The sequence below is a fragment of the Alteromonas sp. KUL150 genome (assembly GCF_009811475.1).
GTDB lineage: Bacteria > Pseudomonadota > Gammaproteobacteria > Enterobacterales > Alteromonadaceae > Alteromonas > Alteromonas gracilis.
Map to the genome: position 1 here is coordinate 1 of NZ_BLIJ01000078.1, position 21,270 is coordinate 21,270.

Here is a 21,270-nt window from a genome sequence, read left to right on the forward strand (position 1 = left end):
CACTTAATGTATCTCATGATAGTTAATTGACTTGTAAATATCAGTTCCACTCTATTGCTAGACTGACATGAGTGCGTGGCAAATTATTAAATAGACAGAGTTTTGATCAGTTCATCTTGAGATTTAGGTTTCGAAAGTAAAAAACCTTGAAATGAATCGACTCCGATAGTTTTAAGAAAAGTATAATCTGACTCATTTTCTATACCTTCAGCGACGCAGTTTAAACTGAAACTTTCAGATAGTTTTCTGATGGATTCTACAATCGCTTGTTTTTTCTTACATTTAGTTACACCACTTATAAAGCAACGGTCAATTTTTATGGTACTTAAGGGTAATTCATTCAAATATGCCAGAGAAGAATGGCCCGTTCCGAAGTCATCTAACATAAATTTAATACCCTTTGCACACAGTTCGTTCATCAACAGTTGGGTTCTTTTTAAATATGTCATCGCTACACTTTCTGTGATCTCAATCCACAGACGACCTCTAGATTTTGGGTATTTTGCTAGCAAGTACTCTAATTTATCGCTGTACATAGAGTCTTTTAACTGAATGCAACTCACATTTATGCTTATATATTTTATATTTTGAAGTTGAGAATTAAGTGCTTTGCACACTTGCTCAGCAACTAGGTTTCCGATTTCAATGACCAAACCAGATTGTTCAGCAATAGGAATAAATTCGGCAGGAGATACAATGCCCAATTGTTTGTTTTCCCATCTGAGAAGCGCTTCTGCTCCCATAATATTATTGTCTTTATCAAAGATAGGTTGATAAACGAGATAAAACTCATCGTTTGTTACTGCTAATTTAAGCTCATTTTCAATACATATACGTCGTTGATATCTAAAAAGGAGTTCGTCGGTAAAAAATAGGTACGGTACTTCTGATTCTTTTGTAACTAAATCCATCGCGAATTCAGTTTGTTTGATCAGTGCTTTTGCGTTTTCTGAAGCTCTAGAGTCACAAAAATCTGAAGGTTTAAATAACCTGATCCCTGCTTTAAACGTAAGAAAGAATTTCTGAGAGTCGATGGAGATATGGTCCTTTAATTTTCGCCTAAAATGTTGAATGTTTTTAGTAACATATTCAAACGCAATAGATTCTGATGGTGTAATATCTTGAAGCAGCACGGCAAGCAGATCGTGCTCTACTCTTGCAATCATGACATTATTGTTCAACCCAAAGCTTACGTGCTCTTGGATCAAAAGAAGCATATCGTCATTGAACGAAAATCTGACAAAGTCTTTCGCTGAACTAAAACGTTCAAAATCTATAAATATAAGAGCAGAATAGCCGGATATATTTTTTTTATCGAATAGAGTTGTAAGTGATTCAAAAAAGCAGCTAAATTCTGTCATGTTATCAGTTGATTTTGGCACTATTGTCGAATTCGATGAATTGAGCTCCCTCTGTTTTCTTGTTGCTATAATAGCTAGCTCCACGGAAATTAGAGACAACTTAGCCAGTGTACTTCTCTGACACGTATTGTTCGGTAAATCTACACACAGATAAGTGTGGTCACACAAAATACTGAGTCTAATAGTTTTATTTGCAAATCTTACTAGGAGTGTATCTTCGGTCGAATACTTTAATAAATCTGCTGCTTTTTTAACTCTATCAAGTGACAGAGGTAGTGTCTTATGAGAACTGCATAACAGTGTCGCTGATCTGGCTGGGTGGGACTGAACTATTGCGATTTTAAAATCTGGCAGTATTGATGCGGTTTCTGCAATACATTTTTGCATCATCGCTGACATTCCATTTTCCGCTTGTAGAGTTTCAATTAGTTCGTATTTTCTAAAAAGCGTGAAAAGTTCTTCATTTAGGTACATCTTGATTATCCTATATTACCCTATTTATACAGATTAACATTGGAAATGATTGTTTATGATGTAGAAAACATCGTTATGTGAACCATGGACCTTTTTAAAAAAGGTTTTTATAATAAAAATCTTATTAATGATTGAAATTGAACAATATTGACTTTATGTTATTTGTTGTGAAATGTTTATGCGGTATTTTTGGTCTCATAATTAGGTGTTAGAGACCGTTGAGAGATGCACAGTGGACAAAATAAATTTCAAGATCATTAGAGCGCTTTCCGAAGACGCAAGAATTTCATTCTCTAAATTGGCAAAGAAAGTTCATCTATCCGCGCCTGCTGTTGCTGAGAGAGTGCGGAAGTTAGAGGAGCTAGGTGTCATTACAGCATACAGGCCCATAGTAAACTTGGAAAAACTTGGTATACCTATAAGAGCATTGGTGGAGTGTGACGTCCATAAAGCACAAGAAAGAAAGCTGAAAGCAATGTTATTAGACATGGATGAAGTTATTAAAATATATAATATTACTGGCAACACGACTTTTATAGTAGAAGTTGGAGTAACAGCATTGTCGGAGCTGGACGTATTTCTTGAACGTATTATTGATTATTGTGACACCAATACGAAATTAATCATGCAAATACCGATAGAAGAGGCCCTTCCAAAGAGATTAGAAAAAATGCTAGACAAGAACGCTAAGCGAAGCGAGGGCTAGCCAAGCCCTCGCTTCGAAAGTCAGCAGTTATGTATTACCTATTGGGACTTTTATGAAAGCGGGACAAAAGTACCACCACAATCAACGATAGTATTATGGCTAGTGATGAGGGCTCGTCTACTTGTATTGGCATGGACGCAATCATTGAATTATTAGATATAACGCTCGTCTCACTAATAATTTCTTCAAATGACTCTATTGAGAAGGTAACCGATAAAATCAATTCAGATAGCGGCAATAAACTGAACCCACTAAAGTCAAAAAGAAGCGCTCCTGGCCGTAGTTCAATTTCACTTATAGAAAATCCATCTAAGCCAGTTAAACTAAAAATTTCTATACCCAGTAACGTTCTAGACTCAGTGGTCATAATATTTTGATCGGTTCGTGTTTTGGTCCCATCTGCATTCGCACTTTCGATAGATTTGACACTATTTGTTACGCTAGTTGAAGCAAAGCCCAACACAGTTTCAGTTCCTGGAAAAATGAAATCGGGCAATAAACCTGAGGTTACGGATGGCGCGGTAAGTACACCTAAATCAAGAATACTAAAGAGCGGAGCCAGTTCTCCACCCAGCAAAGCCTCTTTCCCAGGTGTTACTTGCAAGCTTTGGACAGAAATCATTGATGCGAAACTACAAGACGCATGTAGCCAAAAAACTATACCCAATATTATTTTATTCATTAAGACCTCTTTACCTTTTTTCATGGTGTTGTACAGACGAAATTATGGTAACAATTGAATACGTAGTTATCCTTTGAAATACACGTATATAACGGGCAATTAGTTTTTTATAAAAGGATTTCTTATAGGTCTTCGATTAAAAAATACTTTGTTTGAAAAGCCAAAGATCACCACTGATCTTTGTTATTGTTAGCTAGAGATAAAGTCCGAGAGCTTTTGTATAGGCTTACACGACAAGCGCTATGTAACTATTGAAGATTGTATGAGAGATATCAACAAACCTTTTTCACTTCGTTTTGGTTTATTCACACCTCTCTTAATTTGGTCAATCAAGGCATCAATATGGCTTCAATCTGCTTTGGAGTCGCATGTTTGTCTCCACCATTATCCGCACCCGTAATCCACCAATAAATCATGCCGGCATCAGAACTATCAAATTTGCCCGCTTGAAAGGGAACGATACCGTCTTGTTCGGCATATTCGAGCATTTCGTAAATAAGTGAGATACCTTCGTTTTTACTACCTTTAGCCCAATCCCAAGCATCAATTGGCGTTTGCAAGCCTACATTCTGGTCGCCTATTTGATGTTCTTCAACGCCGAAATCTAGAATTTGTTGCCAAGTAAAATAGTCTCCGCTGTTATCATTTGCGGGGTGATGAGAAACTACTTTCACGTATTGTCGTTTGCTAACTTCTGATTCTTGTAGGGCATAGCCAATCACATCAGGTTCGCCGGCTTCAATAATCCACAAGGGACTATCTGCGTTAGCATTGTTGATTGCTAGTGTTAAGTCTTTAATTGCAGCTTGTTGTTCTGCTCTACAATTAAACAATTTTTCAACGTTTTCGAATGGACCAAAAACATTAAGTGCGCGGTTTATAGAACTGTCGAGCACTCGTTGACGTCTGCTCTCGTTTTCTGGATCTATTTGATACCTAGCTTTATTTCTGAAGGGGTCTAAATCGCAAGAGTGAGAAATATGAACAAGTCTGTCGGCAGCGCCGGCCTTATCAAGTAACGCCAATAAAACAGGAGATGCGCCTATATCATCAGGATCAGGTGAATTGCCGTCTATCACAACAGCAAGTGTGCCGCTGGGTAAATTGACGTGCTCAAGAGTCGAAGACTCGGAATGTTTATTGATAATAGATGCTGAATTACAAGCAGAAAGTGCAAAACCAGCCACTACAAGGTTTATTAAAGATTTCACGAGGGCCCCTAACACGTATCTCTTCAAAACCTGAGGCAGGTATATATCCGAAGAAAGTTTGTGATTGTAAATGATTGTTGTTTGTCAATGGTAATCAAAATGTGTCATTATGTAAACATTGTTAACGGTCTCGTCAATATGACTTACTGAAAAGAGCAACTGAAAATTTATGGACACAATTAAGCAAATGAACTTTAAAAAATTGGGTATTGCATCCGTACTACTTACGGTGCTTTCTGGTTGTCAGGTTGATGCTTCAAGTACGCTTTCTGTGCAAGAGAGGCCAACAAAACAGGCAACTACCGGAAGCTTTGGTGATCAAGGCGACGGTACTTATATTAATCCCATTCTAAATGCCGACTACCCAGACTCAGATATCGAGCAAGTCGGTGATACCTATTACATGATTACGTCAAAACAGCACATGTCCCCCGGTATGCCAATACTTAAATCTAAAGACATGGTGAACTGGGAAAACGTTGGCCATGCTTTTTCAAGTTTATCTTGGGCACCGGAATACAACTGGGATCGAATGAATGGCTATTCTTTTGGAGTATGGGCTGGTGACTTAGCGTATCACGAAGGTAAGTGGTACGTGTATCAAATAGACTATCAACACGGATTAATGGTCACAACAGCCGACAATATTGAAGGCCCGTGGAGCGAGCCAATCATGATGCTTTCTAAAGCTGATGTATTAGACGATCCCGCTGTATATTGGGACGAGGAAACACACGAAGCCTACATTATTGTTAACTCAGGTACTAAACAAAAAAGTGCAGATAACACCATTGAAGGTAATGAAAATCGAATTTACCGAATGAGTTGGGATGGCACTAAAATACTTGATGAGGGCAAGCTGGTATATACCGGAATGGGTGCTGAAGCTGCCAAAATTTATAAGAAAGACGGGTATTGGTACATATTCATGGCGCAGTGGACCATGGGAGACAAATCTACAAAGCCTGGCGTTAAAAACCCAAAGAATGATAGAAAGCAATTGGTTTTGCGGTCTAAAGAAAGTATCTATGGACCGTATGAGGTTAAAACCGTATTGGAGAAAGGTTCAGAATTTGGTAACCGTAGTGCAAGCCAAGGTGGGTTAATGCAAGCCCCTGACGGTAGTTGGTGGTATATGCATCAGCTTATTCAAAATGACGATATTCCATTCCAAGGTCGTCCACAATGTCTAGAGCCTGTTACTTGGATAAACGACTGGCCAATTATTGGTGTAGATGAAGATAATGATGGGATAGGTGAGCCCGTTAAACGTTTTGAAAAACCGATAAAAGGTTACCCTATTGCCGCGCCGCGTTCAGATGACGATTTTTCTGCTAGCGATTTAGGCCCACAGTGGGAGTGGAACCATAATCCACGAGACAGTCACTGGTCATTATCAGAACGAGATGGTTGGTTAAGGCTTAAGGCTAGTAAGGTTTTACCGCAAGGCGATAAGTACGGCCCTAAAATTAACGAATGGACTAATAATGATGGTTCAGATGGTGATTTCTGGCGCGCTAGTAATACCATTAGCCAACGTATAATGGGCATTACAACAGGCACGGCTGTAGCTAAGTTCGATATTAGCGGTATAGCACCAAATCAATTAGCGGGTTTTGTTAGGTACGGCGGTACGTTTAACTTATTAGGCGTGGAAGGCCTAGAAGATGGCACAACTCGTTTGTTTTACATGGATGGAATGAGTAAAAAAGAAGTTGGCCCAATAATCGAAAGCGACACGCTATATGTCAGAACTTCTAATGCGAGAAACAAAGCAACGTACGAATACAGCTTAGATGGCAAAAGCTATCGGGCTTTCGGCCCGACTTTCACCATCAGCTTCGGTAAATGGACGGGTGACAGATTAGGCTTCTTTTCTTGGAATGAGAAAAAGGACGACGGTTACATCGACGTAGACTGGTTCAAATACGACTACGATGGTCCCAAGGGTACTCAACAGATGATGTTTTAGCCTAAAACCTTTGGCGATAAAAAAAGGCTGTAGCGTAGTGCTACGGCCTTTTTTAATGAGAGAAAGTATGTAACCTGAATTAGCTCTCACTATTTGCTGGCGAAAAACGTGAGAGTGCCAATAGAAGATGCCTTTGGATTACTCAAAGTTGCCGGTGCTGAATCTGCTGGTGCCATAACCTTGTTGCCGGAGGGCGAGCCGCTTACAAGAGGTGAAGTACATTCACTTACTTACGAAGAAGTGAATGAGCGAATAAAAAATTTGCCAAAAGCGCCTTTGAACCGCGCCGAGCGTAAAAGAATGTCCGTAGCTGGGGCGCAGAACAAGATGCTGGTTATCTATCGCGACGGTAAAATTTTGGAACCTTCGGGATTTTTTCCGTCGACTCACATTCTTAAACCTGAATATTCTTCGCCAGATGTTTATTGCCACACCGTTAGGAATAAATGGTTTGTAATGAAGTTGGCAAAGCTTTGTGGTTTAGACGTCCCTTCGGTAGATATTCGCTATTTGCCAGAGCCGGTATACCTGATAGAGCGGTTTGATCGCGTAGGCTTGTACCCTGATCAACATCGTTGCCATGTCTTAGATGGTTGTCAGTTACTGAGTCTCGCACCAAATATGAAATACCTCAACAGTACAGCAGAGAATCTAAACCAACTGGCGCAGCGCTCCAGAATGAAAGCCAAAACAACGCTGGATATCTTTCGCTGGGCTTTATTCAATGCGTTAGTTGGTAATGGCGACGCTCATCTGAAAAACCTTTCATTCTTCATCAAAGGCTCTGATGTAGTTATGACCCCACATTATGATTTATTGTCGACGGCGATATATGAGCTGCCGCATAAACACATGGATCATGAATTATCCCAGCCTATGGGAAAAGCACAATTCTTGGGAGAATTGTCAGAAGCAAACATTATGGAATTTGCTGAGGAGTTACACGTCCCCGCTTCTTTGGCGGCGGTTCAGGTAAGAAAAATGACAAAAGCTATCGAGCAAAAGGCTAGTCGTTTAATAAATGTTGTTAAAAATGAAGAACAGCATTCTGGCAAAGCTGGGGAGGAGCGTATGGTTAATGAAATATTTCATAACTCCATCAAAGAAACGATCGCTAACCTCAAGCTTTAGCGCGGGTTCTGCTTTGTGACAGCGGAAGTCCAAATTCAAACGCTAAACGCCTAGGTGTTGTCTGAAGCTGAACTTTATCAAGTAAAATACACCGTTAAGGCTCTGGCGTAGCACTAGTGTTCGTACCGTCGACTAATCGCTTGAGGTATGCTTGTTTTCAATTGATGGTGTACGTGTTGGCATAAGCGCCTCATTTCTAAAAATGAAGCGCCTGTTCAGCAATCAGCTTTCATTGTTGAATTTACGCGTCTTTTAAATTCACGACGTACCGGCCAACCACTTTACCATTGAAGAATCTATCTAGATATTCTGGCGTATCATGTAGTGATATTTCTTGATAGTAGCTTTCTAGATTAGGCAGTTTCATGTCTGTCGCTACACGCTTCCAAATATGTTGCTTGTCTTCAAGTGGTATGTAAACCGAATCGACACCCAATAGAGAAACACCCCTTGTGATAAAAGGAATAACGTTCATTGCTATGTCAGGTGAAGCAGCAAGTCCGACAGAAGTGACTCCGCCACCAGGTTTAACTTGCTTAAGCAATCCTGTTAAGTAATCTCCACCTAGCGTATCAATAGCGTGAGCCCACTTAGGCTTGCCGGCAATAGCGTCCTTTACTTCTAAAATAACTTCTCTGTGCAAAACTTCGCTAGCACCCAGTGACTTTAGCTTCTCAGATTGTTCAGGCTTTCCTGAAAAGGCTATAACGTCATAGCCAAGATGAGAGAGTAGGGCAATACTAATACTGCCAACGCCTCCAGTAGCGCCAGTCACACCCACCGGGCCATCACTGGGCTTCGCTCCCATTTTCTCTAATTTTTGTATGCAAAGCGCGGCCGTTAATCCCCCAGTGCCATAAACCATCGCTTCTTTCAAAGACAATGAACTGGGGCGCTTAACTGCCCAATCGGCTGGTATTGATATTTTTTGACCAAGCCCACCAGGAGTGTTCATGCCTAAGTCATAACCAAACACAAGGACTTCGTCACCAGCACTAAAGGTACCTGACTTATCGCTAACTACTACTCCTGCTGCATCGATTCCGGGCGTATGAGGAAAGTTCTGACTAATTCGCTTATTGCCACTTGCTGACATAGCGTCTTTGTAATTTAAAGACGAGTAATGCACATCTATCAACAAGTCATTTTCTGGAAGTTGACTTATTTCCCGCTCAACTACTTTTTTACTAAAGCTATTATCGTTATGCTCTTCAACGAGCAGGGCTTTGAACGTGGTTGAATTGTTACACATAACTTTTCTCCATAAATACTAACGCGCAAATTAAAATAATAGTTGCATCACTACTGGTTGAACGGCGATGAGACGACCAACTCCTTGTCGATGGTATTCTAAAGTCGCCATACTAATGGAAGTACAACCATGAGTTATAAGCAGCTGTTGATGGGGAAAGATACCAGATAGAGACCTACTTGCGCGAGAGTTTCAGTCACCGAGAAATGGGAAATTGCCTGAAAAAGAGTCATAGTACTTTGCGTCGCGAATTCAGGCGTAACAGAACTAGAGGTAGTCACTACATACCCGAAGTAGATCTGGCCAACCTTCATTCTTCATTGAGATGAGGGTTCAATGAAAAATAAAGGTTGGAAGCGTCAGTACATACGAAAAGGCACTGATTGACGAACAGTGATAGATAAGCAGATTACTGACGTTGAAAGATATTAAATATAAGACCGATAAGCTACTTCGGTTTTAAGCAGCCTATTGTAGTGTTTAATAATCCAAATCAAGCAAGAATATAAACTCTACTATTGTGGGCACGCCTGCTTTCCTTGTTCTAATAAAGTAGTTTCGCTTGAGTCTCTCACCCAATCAAATGCGTTCGTTAAAAATTGTCGATAAACGGTTTCATCAAAACTTTTATGCATATGGCCAATAGCAGAATAAACCGCTCGGAAATTTGGTGTGCAAAGAGCCCAAGCAATTGGGTGTTTATCTGGCGTCGACCCCATCCGCAAATTTTCAGGCCAATCGAGGACTACATTGTTTAGCGGCTCATAGGTCGTTTCGTCAGTTCCTATTAATACTTGTAGCCCGGGCATATCTGGGATTTTATCGAAACTATACCATTCATCTTCGTGCTCCCATGTTTTCGGCACATTTATCATAATAGGATGATTTGAATTCAAGTTCACCAGTGTCGCTTTCTGAATCTGTGGCCCCATTGTATGACCAATAAATCTAGCGCCAATTAAATTGCTTTGATACCAGTTCCAGTCTCCCATTGAGTAATCTCCAGAACCATGTAGCCCAATCCATGATCCACCATTCAGCATCCAATGCTCGAACATACTTCTTTGCTCTTCATTCAACACTCCGCCTGAGACATTGTTAAAGATCACTACCTCGAATCGGCTGAGGTCTTCTTTGTTGAAAATACCGGGATGTTCAGTTGTATAGATACCGTAACCTCGTGCGCTAGCTAATTCTGTAAAAAACAAATCAGCACCAGAAATTCCCTCATTATGTCTCCAGCCATGGGTGCCGGAAAAAACCAGTATAGCGGGTGTTCGCATATATTCTGTTATTGGCGGCCGGTACTGTTCAAATTGCGCTATTCCTACGTGGTGTTTCGCACAGCCGAAAATAATGGGCGGAATAAGTAGTACCAATACTAGATGCTTTTTCAAGGGCATTGTTAGAGCCTTAATTAACTAGAGTTTAATTACTCACAGTACGTACACGTTTCAGGTATATCGAACTAACGCGAAAGATGCTTTGCTAAGCACCTTTCGCCAGAAAGCCCCTAAACTATTTAAGTTCTATAGTATCTTGCACTACATTGTCCTTACGTTTCAGTCCTTGTCCGCCGCCTACAAGCACCTTTAGTGTACCCAAGTAGGGTTGTCGGACACCGCTTTGATCGACATAGGTAAGTTGGTCGCCTGTTAGAGTAAATTGTACTTTTTCTTGTCGACCACTTTTAATCGTCACTCGTTTAAAGGCAACCAATTCGCGTTGTGGCACCTCGGTCGGTGCATCAGGCATGGATAGATAGACTTGCACCACTTCATCTGCCGTTATTTCGCCGAGATTTTCTATTGTTGCACTAATCGCTAGTCCGTTTTTATTTCGAGATAGTGATAATGAATCGTAGCGAAAGTCGGTATAGCTCAAGCCATAACCAAAAGGATAAAGCGGTGTACCCTTGTAGTATTTATATGTACGGTTTTCCATACTGTAGTCTTTAAAGTCGGGTAGATCGTCCACCGACGAATAAAACGTAACGGGTAATCGGCCAGAAGGGCTAACCTTTCCGTACAGAATATTCAATAAAGCTGGGCCAGTTTGTTCACCTGGATAAAAGCCTTGAATAATAGCGTTAAGGTTTTTATCGTGCCAATTCAAGGCCATGGCGCTACCGCTCATATTGACTAATACTATTGGTTTCCCTAATTTATGAAGTGCTTTAAGAAGCTTTGTTTGAATTTTCGGAAGAGAAATATGCGTTCTATCACCATGTGAAAAGCCATCAATTTGCAGTGCCATTTCCTCGCCTTCCAATTGCGCACTAATACCACCCACAAATACTATAACATCTGACTCTCTCGCAATTTTGATTGCTTCAGCGGCTAAGTCCACGTCTGTGTTTACCCATTCAAAGCGAATATCAGGAGCGATAACATTACTGTGCCAATGCTTCTGAATTACAGACTCAGCGCGAAATGAATAGGTTTTTCCTGCCTCCAAATGCATGGTGTCAGCAATGGGAATATCATCTAAATAAGCATCGATGTTACTTAGATTGAATGCATAGTTACCGGTCTTCTGAGGTTTGAATAAACCGTGCCAACGAATAGCGAATTCTTGATTAGGTTGACGATGCATAGGAATACCTGTTTCAGGCAAATTTATGTTTGGCTCTATTTGCCGAAGAGCAGGCTGTAAATTAAAATGGCTTGCCGAAAAATACTCAGCAACCAGCCCAGGAAGTCTTTCTCCTTGAGCATTGGTATGACTAAATACCGGTGCTTGAACAGCCTTGAAATGGGCGTAAATATTTTCGGTTAAGCTACTGCCCGGTGCATAGCTGAATTTATTCTTTGGAAGAAATGCACTTAGCGCTTGTTTTGGCGTGGATGGTGCTACAGGGGTACCGTGATAATTCCCTACAAGGATAGAATTATTGTTAGCGTTTGGACCGATAAGTGCAATTTTGCTTGAAGACTTTAAGGGCAATATTCCATCGTTTTTAAGTAAAACCATAGAAGACTCTGCGGCACGACGGGCGAGGTCAATATGTGCATCCGAGCCGATTACTGACTCTGATATTTGAGTATATGGATGTGTGTTGTTTTCATCAAACATTCCCAGCTTCATCCGTGCTGTAAGCAGACGAGTAAGTGCGCGGTCGATGTCCTGTTCTTCTACTAACCCTTGAGCTAATGCTTCCTTCAAATAGCTAAATGTGTTTCCGTGATGATCTCCGCAATTAAGGTCAGTGCCCGCTTTTAATGCGTTAGCCGCAGCTTCTGCAGGGCTGGTTACTACATGATGAGATTTTTCATCATAAAAGTCAGCTATAGCGCCACAATCAGAGACTACATAACCAGAGAAGCCAAAGCTACCTCGTAATAGGTCTTTCAAGAGAGGATCACTGCCGCATGCAGGTAATCCATTCACCCTATTATAAGCACACATAACAGATGAAACGTCGGTAGCTGAGATGGTATCCTTAAAGGCTCGAAGATAAGTTTCTGAGAGATCTTTTTCTGATGCTTTGTAGTCATCACTATGCCTAGATACCTCGGGCCCACTATGAACTGCGTAGTGCTTAATTGTCGCAACAGATTTTAGATAGGTAGGGTCATTTCCTTCAAGCCCCTTTACGAAGCTAGTAGCCATCGTAGAGGTTAAAAACGGGTCCTCGCCGTAGGTTTCTTGACCGCGTCCCCACCTCGGGTCGCGAAAAATGTTTATGTTAGGCGACCAGTAGGTCAGCCCGCCGTACATAGAAATCGTGCTATTGCGAAGGAAGGCATGGTGTTTCGCTCTCCCTTCATCGGAAATTGCGGTGGCAACGTTTAGCATCAAGTCTTGGTCAAATGTCGCCGCTAATCCAATAGCCTGAGGGAATACAGTGGCTTTACCTGCTCTCGCGACGCCATGAAGGGCTTCATTCCACCAATAATACTCAGGAATAGATAATCGGGGTATAGGTGCCGATTTATCAAATAGCTGACTGATCTTTTCCTCTACAGTTAATCGGTTTATCAAATCGTCTACCCGCTCTTCGATGGGCAGTTCTGCATCCCTAAATGATATTGTATTAGCTAAAGTTATAGGTGTAAGCACTATGCAAGCTGAAAACAGGCAACCTACGTGCAATCTATTTAGTACATTTTTCATTGTATTCACATGAGCTCTTTTCGTTGGAACTCACACACTAAAATAAAGCAGATAGAAAATCGTCAATACGCGTGTAGACGTAGAAACTTGAACGTTCAAATTATTTCCATTTTACCTTTCCTAAAGGTCGAATCTAGAACAAGAGGAGTGCGAGTTAACTAACATTACATGTATCGGGGATTCTCAGACAGTATAGGAGGTTAATCGGCTTTTTATGGAAATGAGATGTAATAAATATGTTTATTTAAAGAATTTTTGGCTGGTGAAAGAGTTCAAGTTTATGAACTTCGAAAAGTTGAACGATTTTTAAAGTTGTTATTATTCAATAGGAAATGGGGTTATTTCGCGTTTTTCATGAAATTTTCGTTCAAATATGCACCGAGCTACCTTATTAGTCGATGTGTTTATCATATGTTGATAATTTGTAACCGTAACTTCGGTGGACTGTTTGCTTGTATACGCGGTCATGGAAGAAAGTATGGTGGCGCACAGAAAACGGGCAACCACACAACAAGGGGAAGCCTAGCATCAAGCTTTTGCTAATTAACAACACAAAAAAAGTTTCAACATATTCGGAATGTAAGAACTGAATATGTTGAAAGATGTTTGAGTGGGCCTATTCAACACATAAAAACAAGAGATTTCGTATGACAACTGAAAAGCACATAGTACTAAGACATAAAAAACGATTCAGATATTCTTTGCTTGCATCTGCTGTATTAGGTTTAATAGCGGGTAAAGTGTATGCACAGGAGGCTGAGGCGGATAGTGAAGACGAAACGATAGAAGTTATTGACGTTCGCGGGACACGAGCCGACCTTTTCAACGCTCAAAACATTAAGCGTTTCAGTGAAACTGTTGTGGATGCGCTTGATGCTTCTGATATCGGTGGGTTTCCAGATCGTTCAGTACTTGAAGCAATTTCTCGTTTACCTGGCATAACCATGGGTCGTTTTGCCGCACCCAACGACCCTGATCACTTCGGAACAGAAGGTAGTGGAGTAGCCATTCGTGGTTTGACACACGTTCGAAGTGAATTTAATGGTCGTGATAGCTTTACAGCAGATTCAGGTCGTGGGCTGAGCTTCCAAGATGTGCCGCCCGAGCTTATGGGTTCGGTTCAAGTATTTAAAAACAGCACTGCCGACATGATTGAAGGTGGTATTGCAGGTACGGTGAACTTGATCACGAGAAAGCCGTTTGATACCAACGGTCAAATGTTTGCTTTTTCTGCAGACGTTACTTACGCGGATTTTATTGAAGAGACCACACCGACGTTTTCAGCGCTTTACAGTAACGTATTTGAAAGCGACAGCGGTAAGTGGGGCTTACTTGTTAACGCATCTCATTCCGAACTTAAAGCGCAGTCTGACGGTGCGATGGTAGGACAGTACTGGCCACAGGCTGACAACGACAATTTAATCCCTGAGGGCGCCAGACTTACACGTAAAAAAGACGACCGAACTCGTCAAGGCTTTGCAGCAGTTGTCCAGTGGCAAAATCCAGACCGCACTATCCTTGCAACGGGGGAATACATTCGTAGTGACTCCCAATTGGCGTGGACTGAAAATGCGGTAGAAATGGATGATACTGATGCTCAAGATGGCTTGATTCCGGTTGATGGTACTCAGTTTGAGTTTGATTCAAACGGCTATTTTGAGCAAGGTATTATGACGTCTAACGAAGGTTGGCGCGGAAACGAAGGTGAGCGTACTCCGGGCGGTATTTTTGGTATGAACCACGTGCTTCAGTCTCGCTTTCGTGATAATGAATCAACGGTTGAAGATTTGAGTTTCAACGTAAAATACACCCCTAATGACTCATGGGCCTTTAACTTTGATGTTCAATATGTAGAAGGGACAAACGATGTCATTGACTTTACGATAATGGGGGCAACCGATGCTGTGATAGGTTTAGATGTTTCGGGAACGGGCAAGCCCTCTATTGACTTCTATGCGCCTACATTCAACGGTCAACCTGATTTTGATAGAAATAATAATCACTTTACTGACCCGAGTCGCTCATTCTTTCGAAGTGCGATGGATCACATTGCGGCTAACGAAGGTGAAGAGATTGCAACGCGCTTTGATACAAAATATACCTTTGATGACGGTCTATTTACATCTGTGCAGTTCGGGGCTCGTTACGCTAAACGCGAGCAAACCACTCGGCAGTCAACTTACAATTGGGGTGTACTGTCTGAAGCATGGACGGGTGATGTAGCTTGGTATGATTCCGTTGCTGGATTACAAGTACCCCATGAAGAAGTTAGCTTTGATAACTTTGCGCGCGGTGGCGTTCTTAACGTAGATGGCGGCAACGCTTTTCTATTCCCTGCAATGTCATTAGCGAAAAACTACAGAAGTGCAGGTTCGGCCTTGGCGCCCGTCTCAAGCGGTTGGACGCCACTTTCAGCGCGAAATGCAGATGGTTCTGACTTTATCAATAATGAAGTAAATCAAACCGATGAAGTAAATACTGCTGTCTATATCAAAGCCAATTTCGAAGGTATGTGGGGGGATATGGACTACTCGGGTAACTTTGGCGTGCGCTATGTTAACATCGAAAACGACACCGCTGGCTTTATCGTATTCCCTGACAACGTGCCCGATGATCCAAACGACCCTACTGAACAGGAAAACTACTTACCAGATGATCAAAAAGCATTCGGGAACGCTGCTTCAACACCATTAGTATCATCGAGCGATTACAATAAGATACTTCCTAGTTTCAACTTCAAACTTAATATTACGGATGAAGTACTAATGAGAGTCGGTGTTGCAGAAACTATTGCCTTGCCTCAACTTGGTCTATTGAGAAACTATGTCGCCATACAAGAGCAAGACCGCATTAATGTGGTCGGTGATGATAACAATGGTGACGGTCAGCCTGATTTGGTCTCGTCTACCATAGGTCGTTACACAGCTAATTCGGGCAACCCTTTCTTAAAGCCAATGGAAGCGGTTAACTATGATCTAACATTGGAGTGGTATTTTGCGCCTGTTGGCTCTCTAACCTTTTCCTATTTTTATAAAGATTTAGAAAATTACTTTATTAGCGGTACACGAACGGAATCGTATACAAATAATGGAGCAACCCAAGAAGTTGAAGTTGCATCGGCACTCAACGGCGAAAAAGGCTCAGTTCAAGGCTTCGAAATTGCCTATCAGCAGTTTTTTGATATGTTGCCAGCGCCTTTTGATGGTATCGGCGTGCAAGCTAACTACACATTTGTTGATGAAGACGGCTCGCCAAATTCCGGCTTGGCACCTGACAACCCTGATACGACCGTTAATGCTAACTTTGCCTTTGAAGGACTCCCATTAGAAGGTTTGTCGGAAGACAACTATAACTTGGTGGTCATGTATGAGAAATACGGTTGGAATGCACGTATGGCATACAACTGGCGTTCGGCTTATCTTTTGACGACGCAAGACGTCATTACACAGCTACCTATCTTTAACGAGGCTATTGGATTTTTGGATGCTTCGGTGTTTTATGATGTCACTGAGAATATCAAAGTAGGTATTCAGGGCACTAATCTAACCGATGAGGTCACTCGCACGTCGATGCAAATAGATCAGGAAGGAAACCGAAGATTACGTGGTGCGTTTGTTAATGATAGACGCTTCAGTTTAGTGGTGCGCGGTGTGTTCTGACGCTAAATATTACTCAACGTAGCGGATCCTACTTTTGATAGGCACCGCTACTATGATTGTGTGTTTTTACTATGAAATTCTTGTTAAGAAAAAAGAGATAATGCGTGTTTAAAGCGCCTACACATCAAATAAGAAATATTGTTATTTTGGGCGGCGGCACCGCCGGTTGGATGACGGCAGCTGCCTTGTCTACATTGCTTGATCCTAAGTTCTTTTCAATCACTCTCGTAGAGTCAGACGCCATTGGTACAGTGGGAGTTGGTGAGGCAACTTTACCTCACTTACGTTTTTTTAATCAGCGATTAGGCATTGATGAGGGCGAGTTTATAAAGGCAACCAATGCCACCATAAAAGCTGGGATTGAGTTTTCAAATTGGGGGGATATTGGCGATACTTACATTCACCCTTTTGGTGATTACGGTAAACCAATAAAAAATGTTGCGTTTCACCATTATTTCTTTGCACGTAAAAAGTACAATAATCAGCTGAAACTCGATGATTACTCTTTGCCTGTTGTGGCATGCAAAAACAGCAAATTTAATTTTCCGACTTCCGAACCTGGTTTACTCACATCAAGCTACTCTTATGCTTACCACATTGATGCAGGTTTATACGCGCAATACTTAAGGACTTTCTCTGAGCAAAAAGGCACCACGCGTATTGAGGGTAAGGTAAATAGTGTATCGCTTCGAAAAAGTGATGGCTCTATTTCCGGCCTAAAACTGGATGATGGCACAATTGTAAACGGCGATTTTTTTGTCGATTGCTCTGGTTTCAAAGGACGTTTGATAGAGCAAAGTTTAAAGGCGGGCTATGAAGACTGGTCTCATTGGTTACCTTGTGATCGAGCCATAGCTGTACAAAGTGAACATAATGGAAGACCCCTACCTTATACCAAAGCGATTGCTCGAGATGCCGGTTGGCAATGGCAAATCCCGTTAAAGCATAGAATGGGAAATGGATATGTTTACGCTAGCCAGTACATAAATGAAGAAAATGCACTGAAAACGCTTTTGACGAATCTGCCCGGCAACCAAACATCAGAACCTAATTATTTGAAATTTGTCACAGGAAAAAGAAAATCAAGTTGGCTTAAAAATTGTGTTGCAATTGGGCTTTCAAGTGGCTTTTTAGAACCGTTGGAATCAACAAGCATTTACCTTATTCAAGCTGCTATCATGAAGTTGGTAGAGCTACTACCGCAACGAGAAAACATGGCTGTTAAAAGTACCGAATACAATCGATACTTTAGTAATGAAATGGATAAAATTCGTGACTTTCTGATTCTGCATTACCACGCGACATCTCGCGAAGACACGCCATTTTGGACTTTCTGCAAACACTTGAAAATACCGCCAAGCCTTGAAGAAAAAATGGAATTGTACAAAGAGATAGGCGTAATTGAAGATTATCAATACGGATTATTTTTAACGCCATCTTGGTTAGCGGTGTACAACGGCCAAGGTGTTATTCCGTCTTACAGTGATATACGTGTAAACGAAACCACATTAGCTCATGCAGACACATATATGTTAACGCTTTTCACTGATATCCAACAGGCGGTAGCAAGAATGCAAACAAATGAGCAAATCGTGTCACGGTTACACGACAATATGACTTGTAATGTTAAGTTACAACTCAACCAAGCAGCCCAATTTAGCCTGTATGGTCGAAAGTAATATAGGCAAAAATATGACAGACACTGTTGCTATTAAAAAAGTGAAGGTAATTAGTGGTAAACACAGTGCACTAGCAGGATGGTACACGGCTGCAATGGCAGCGTACGCGCTTAAAGATACCGAAATAGCCGTATTTCATGTTGCTAGTGATGAGGAACCAGTGTTTAGTCACGGCAGTTTGGCGTTGCAAGCTGATGTGCTATTGGCACTGCAAAATCTCGGTCTAACCGAATCTGTACTAGTTAACCATGCTCGCGCTATGCCTTTTTTAGCAAACAAGTACATGGGATGGCAGGGAAAAAAACATGTTGCATTTGCAGGGCTCGCAAAAACAGGAGTGCCGCTAGGGGGCGTAAATTTCGTACACTATCTCGCTAGGCTTAGAAACGAAACCAATAATTTGAATTGGCGGGCAGAGCTATTTTCTTTGAACACTATATGTGCATTAGTAGGCACGTTTGCAATGCCTAGTGGTGACCCTCGATCAATTCTTTCTAGTTTAGAATATGGTTTACGCGTTGACGCAAAGTTACTTTGTAATTTACTTAAGCAGGTAACATTAGAGCTAGGAAAGGGGGCTGAATTACATGCCGACGCTTTTGACACTGAAGATCAATTCTCTGGCAGGGAAACGATTACGTTAGATTGTCGAGTAAGTAAAGAACCCGACTGTAAAATGCCGTTAGACACATTTCTAATTGAGACATCCGTTCTTAAAGAAAGTGTTCCCAAAGTAAATAACCTTTCAAATGAATACGAATGCACTGATGACGGTTATGTCGAGCGTCAGTACGTAAGCGGCCGTCAATACGCTAGAAAGTTCTTCTCCCGCTGTTTCACTAAAGAGAAAAAAAGTTTGTCTGGTTCGTATAGCGAATGTTTAGAAATAGCCCTAGCGCCCAATACCCATGACGTTTGGCAGCATACCTCAAACACAATCTACTTGTTTGAAACAGGTGTACATCAAATGCTGGACAATGGTGGATTGGGATACAGAACTCAACAGTTAAATACACTTTGGGCATTACTAAGTGGTGTTAATTTATCCACAGCATCGGCTAATTTTTTTAATCGAAAATCGTCAGAGCGTTATCGGTATTGGCGAGATTTAGCATTGCTTCCTGTTTTTTTATGTGACAGAAAAGATACTGAGTTTTGGCAGCTTAAAGCCGAACTTATTGAAGCGGCTGATCTAGAGTATGCTATTAGCTTTTATCAGCGTACAGGAGTCTTTCCTCAGTTAGAGCATTACCCAAACGACTTAGGATTAATTGAGAATACGTTGTTAGCTTTTGATAAATATCCCATTGCATTGGACCCTTTGAGCTTTGCAATAGAAATAGACGATCTTGAGCACAAGCTTACCATGCTTAAGCAACAGATAGAGCAAGCAGCAATGCAGCTGCCTCAGTTTAAGTGATATAAAAACCAACAGGATTCAGTATGCAAGCAGTAAAAAAAGTCGTTATTTTGGGTGGAGGGAGTGCTGGGTGGATGACCGCTGCAGCGCTAGCTACGGTCCTAAAAAATAATTATGCTGAAATTGTATTAGTTGAGTCACAAAGTATCGGAACCGTATCGGTTGGCGAGGCAACCATTCCTCAAATCGCGCTATTTAATAGCATTTTGGGGATCGATGAAAACGAATTTGTTCGCGAGACTCAAGCGACATTTAAATTGGGCATTGAGTTTGCGAACTGGAAACAAAAAGGCCATTCCTACATGCATCCTTTCGGTAGCTTTGGAACCGATATGGATGCCATTCAATTTCATCACTATTGGTTAAAAATGTTCCAAAAAGGCGAAGCTAGCGATCTCGATGCGTATTCACTTGCAGCAGTTGCAGCTAAGCAAGGCCGGTTTATGCGTCCGGAAAACAGAGGCAATTCACCGTTATCTAAAATTGCCTATGCGTTTCATTTTGACGCGACCTTGTATGCGAAATATTTAAGAAAAATTGCCGTAAGTCGCGGTGTAAAACGTATCGAAGCTAAAATGGAAGACGTTTCTATTAGAGACACCGATGGCTTTATTGACAATTTAGTGTTGGACAATGGCCAAGTTGTCAACGGAGATTTATTTATAGATTGCTCGGGCTTTAATGGCCTACTTATCGAAAAAACCTTGGATTCGGGTTTTGAAGATTGGTCACACTGGTTGCCCTGCGACAGCGCTATTGCAATGCCGTGTTTGGCAAAAAATAACGTGTACCCTTACACAATTAGTACGGCGCAAGAGGCAGGCTGGACTTGGCGCATTCCACTGCAGCATCGAATTGGTAACGGTTATGTGTTTCCAAGTCGATTTGTAGATACCCAAAAGGCAATTGACGTATTAATTCAGCAAATGGAGAGCGAACCGCTGAACGAGCCTAATATTCTTCGTTGGAAAACAGGTATACGCAAAAAATCATGGGTGAAAAATTGCGTAGCAATTGGTCTTTCCGCTGGCTTTATAGAGCCATTGGAGTCTACAGGCCTACATCTTATTCAAGCGGGCATTGCGAAGCTTCTTGGCATGTTCCCCCATCAGGGCTTCGAGCAGATTGATATTGATACCTACAATCAGCAAACCAGGTTAGAAATGGAGCGTATCCGAGACTTCATTATTTTGCACTACGTGGCGACAGAACGAGAAGACACTGAGTTTTGGCGTTACTGCAAAAATATGCCTATTCCAGATTACTTGCAACACAAGATCGATCTTTATAAAGCCAATGGTAGGATTTATCGTCAAGACGCAGAGCTATTTAACGAAACTTCATGGCTTGCGGTATTGCATGGGCAGGGCATTAGGGCAAACGGCTACCACCCTCTTGTAGATACATTGCCTGAAGTGGAGATCCGCTCTAGATTAGAACACATAAAGCAAGTGATTGATAATTCTGCGAGCGTCATGCCGACGCAATCAGCATACATTGAAAAATACTGTAAGGCTGTTTCTCAGAATCCCGTAATGAATTTGACCGAGTTAGCGTTACAGTGAGCAGAATTCTATCGTTCAACACACCGTTAATCCAACGGGATG

The 21,270-nt window shown here is 41.5% G+C and carries 13 protein-coding genes and 1 pseudogene; 8 read left to right on the plus strand and 6 right to left on the minus strand.

Features of this window, described 5'->3' with window-relative positions:
• Window positions 1–86: 86 nt before the first annotated feature.
• Window positions 87–1,835, minus strand: coding sequence for a putative bifunctional diguanylate cyclase/phosphodiesterase (locus tag GVO62_RS18300; RefSeq protein ID WP_159120473.1), 1,749 nt, complete (start codon window positions 1,833–1,835; stop codon window positions 87–89).
• Between the two features lie 232 nt (window positions 1,836–2,067).
• Between GVO62_RS18300 and GVO62_RS18305 the strand changes: the two genes are divergently transcribed.
• On the plus strand, window positions 2,068–2,541 hold the full coding sequence (locus GVO62_RS18305) for an Lrp/AsnC family transcriptional regulator (protein WP_159120474.1): 474 nt from the start codon (window positions 2,068–2,070) through the stop codon (window positions 2,539–2,541).
• 34 nt (window positions 2,542–2,575) lie between these two features.
• Here the strand turns inward: GVO62_RS18305 and GVO62_RS18310 are convergent, their stop codons facing one another.
• Window positions 2,576–3,223 (minus strand): hypothetical protein, encoded by a 648-nt coding sequence (locus tag GVO62_RS18310; RefSeq protein ID WP_159120475.1) that lies wholly within the window; start codon window positions 3,221–3,223, stop codon window positions 2,576–2,578.
• Between the two features lie 329 nt (window positions 3,224–3,552).
• Window positions 3,553–4,434, minus strand: coding sequence for a hypothetical protein (locus GVO62_RS18315; protein ID WP_159120476.1), 882 nt, complete (start codon window positions 4,432–4,434; stop codon window positions 3,553–3,555).
• A 169-nt stretch (window positions 4,435–4,603) separates the two neighbouring features.
• Here GVO62_RS18315 and GVO62_RS18320 point away from each other — a divergent pair, with 169 nt between their 5' ends.
• Window positions 4,604–6,406 (plus strand): glycoside hydrolase family 43 protein, encoded by a 1,803-nt coding sequence (locus GVO62_RS18320; protein ID WP_159120477.1) that lies wholly within the window; start codon window positions 4,604–4,606, stop codon window positions 6,404–6,406.
• A gap of 108 nt (window positions 6,407–6,514) precedes the next feature.
• Window positions 6,515–7,537 (plus strand): HipA domain-containing protein, encoded by a 1,023-nt coding sequence (locus GVO62_RS18325; protein ID WP_159120478.1) that lies wholly within the window; start codon window positions 6,515–6,517, stop codon window positions 7,535–7,537.
• Window positions 7,538–7,778: 241 nt separating this feature from the next.
• Here GVO62_RS18325 and GVO62_RS18330 read toward each other — a convergent pair whose 3' ends face one another.
• Window positions 7,779–8,789: a YhdH/YhfP family quinone oxidoreductase gene (locus GVO62_RS18330; protein WP_159120479.1), complete on the minus strand. Its 1,011-nt coding sequence runs from the start codon at window positions 8,787–8,789 to the stop codon at window positions 7,779–7,781.
• A gap of 129 nt (window positions 8,790–8,918) precedes the next feature.
• On the opposite strand from GVO62_RS18330, the pseudogene GVO62_RS19695 reads away from it, so the two are divergent.
• Window positions 8,919–9,085, plus strand: a pseudogene (locus GVO62_RS19695) (helix-turn-helix domain-containing protein); the annotation flags it as partial.
• Between the two features lie 219 nt (window positions 9,086–9,304).
• On the opposite strand, the gene GVO62_RS18340 reads toward GVO62_RS19695, so the two are convergent.
• The gene (locus GVO62_RS18340) at window positions 9,305–10,192 is read right to left on the minus strand and encodes a ThuA domain-containing protein (RefSeq protein WP_159120481.1); all 888 of its coding nucleotides are present in this window, start codon (window positions 10,190–10,192) and stop codon (window positions 9,305–9,307) included.
• Window positions 10,193–10,307: 115 nt separating this feature from the next.
• Window positions 10,308–12,905: a glycoside hydrolase family 3 C-terminal domain-containing protein gene (locus GVO62_RS18345; protein WP_173359769.1), complete on the minus strand. Its 2,598-nt coding sequence runs from the start codon at window positions 12,903–12,905 to the stop codon at window positions 10,308–10,310.
• A 647-nt stretch (window positions 12,906–13,552) separates the two neighbouring features.
• Between GVO62_RS18345 and GVO62_RS18350 the strand changes: the two genes are divergently transcribed.
• The 4 genes from GVO62_RS18350 to GVO62_RS18365 all read left to right on the plus strand — a co-directional run bounded on the left by GVO62_RS18350 (window position 13,553) and on the right by GVO62_RS18365 (window position 21,228).
• Window positions 13,553–16,564, plus strand: a complete 3,012-nt coding sequence (locus tag GVO62_RS18350) for a TonB-dependent receptor (RefSeq protein ID WP_159120483.1) — start codon at window positions 13,553–13,555, stop codon at window positions 16,562–16,564.
• Between the two features lie 104 nt (window positions 16,565–16,668).
• A complete protein-coding gene (locus GVO62_RS18355; RefSeq protein WP_159120484.1) occupies window positions 16,669–18,243 on the plus strand; it encodes a tryptophan halogenase family protein in 1,575 nt (524 codons plus the stop codon).
• 13 nt (window positions 18,244–18,256) lie between these two features.
• Window positions 18,257–19,663, plus strand: a complete 1,407-nt coding sequence (locus GVO62_RS18360; protein ID WP_159120485.1) for a tryptophan 7-halogenase — start codon at window positions 18,257–18,259, stop codon at window positions 19,661–19,663.
• A 23-nt stretch (window positions 19,664–19,686) separates the two neighbouring features.
• Window positions 19,687–21,228 carry a tryptophan halogenase family protein gene (locus GVO62_RS18365; RefSeq protein WP_159120486.1) on the plus strand — a complete coding sequence of 514 codons (1,542 nt, stop codon included), beginning with the start codon at window positions 19,687–19,689 and terminating at the stop codon, window positions 21,226–21,228.
• Window positions 21,229–21,270 lie beyond the last annotated feature (42 nt).

Excerpts from the sequence above, each read along its gene's own strand:
- GVO62_RS18300 (WP_159120473.1), bottom strand. The coding sequence starts at position 1,835 with ATGTACCTAAATGAAGAACTTTTCACGCTTTTTAGAAAATACGAACTA.
- GVO62_RS18310 (WP_159120475.1), bottom strand. The coding sequence starts at position 3,223 with ATGAATAAAATAATATTGGGTATAGTTTTTTGGCTACATGCGTCTTGT.
- GVO62_RS18320 (WP_159120477.1), top strand. The coding sequence starts at position 4,604 with ATGGACACAATTAAGCAAATGAACTTTAAAAAATTGGGTATTGCATCC.
- GVO62_RS18330 (WP_159120479.1), bottom strand. The coding sequence starts at position 8,789 with ATGTGTAACAATTCAACCACGTTCAAAGCCCTGCTCGTTGAAGAGCAT.
- GVO62_RS18340 (WP_159120481.1), bottom strand. The coding sequence starts at position 10,192 with ATGCCCTTGAAAAAGCATCTAGTATTGGTACTACTTATTCCGCCCATT.
- GVO62_RS18345 (WP_173359769.1), bottom strand. The coding sequence starts at position 12,905 with ATGAAAAATGTACTAAATAGATTGCACGTAGGTTGCCTGTTTTCAGCT.
- GVO62_RS18350 (WP_159120483.1), top strand. The coding sequence starts at position 13,553 with ATGACAACTGAAAAGCACATAGTACTAAGACATAAAAAACGATTCAGA.
- GVO62_RS18360 (WP_159120485.1), top strand. The coding sequence starts at position 18,257 with ATGACAGACACTGTTGCTATTAAAAAAGTGAAGGTAATTAGTGGTAAA.
- GVO62_RS18365 (WP_159120486.1), top strand. The coding sequence starts at position 19,687 with ATGCAAGCAGTAAAAAAAGTCGTTATTTTGGGTGGAGGGAGTGCTGGG.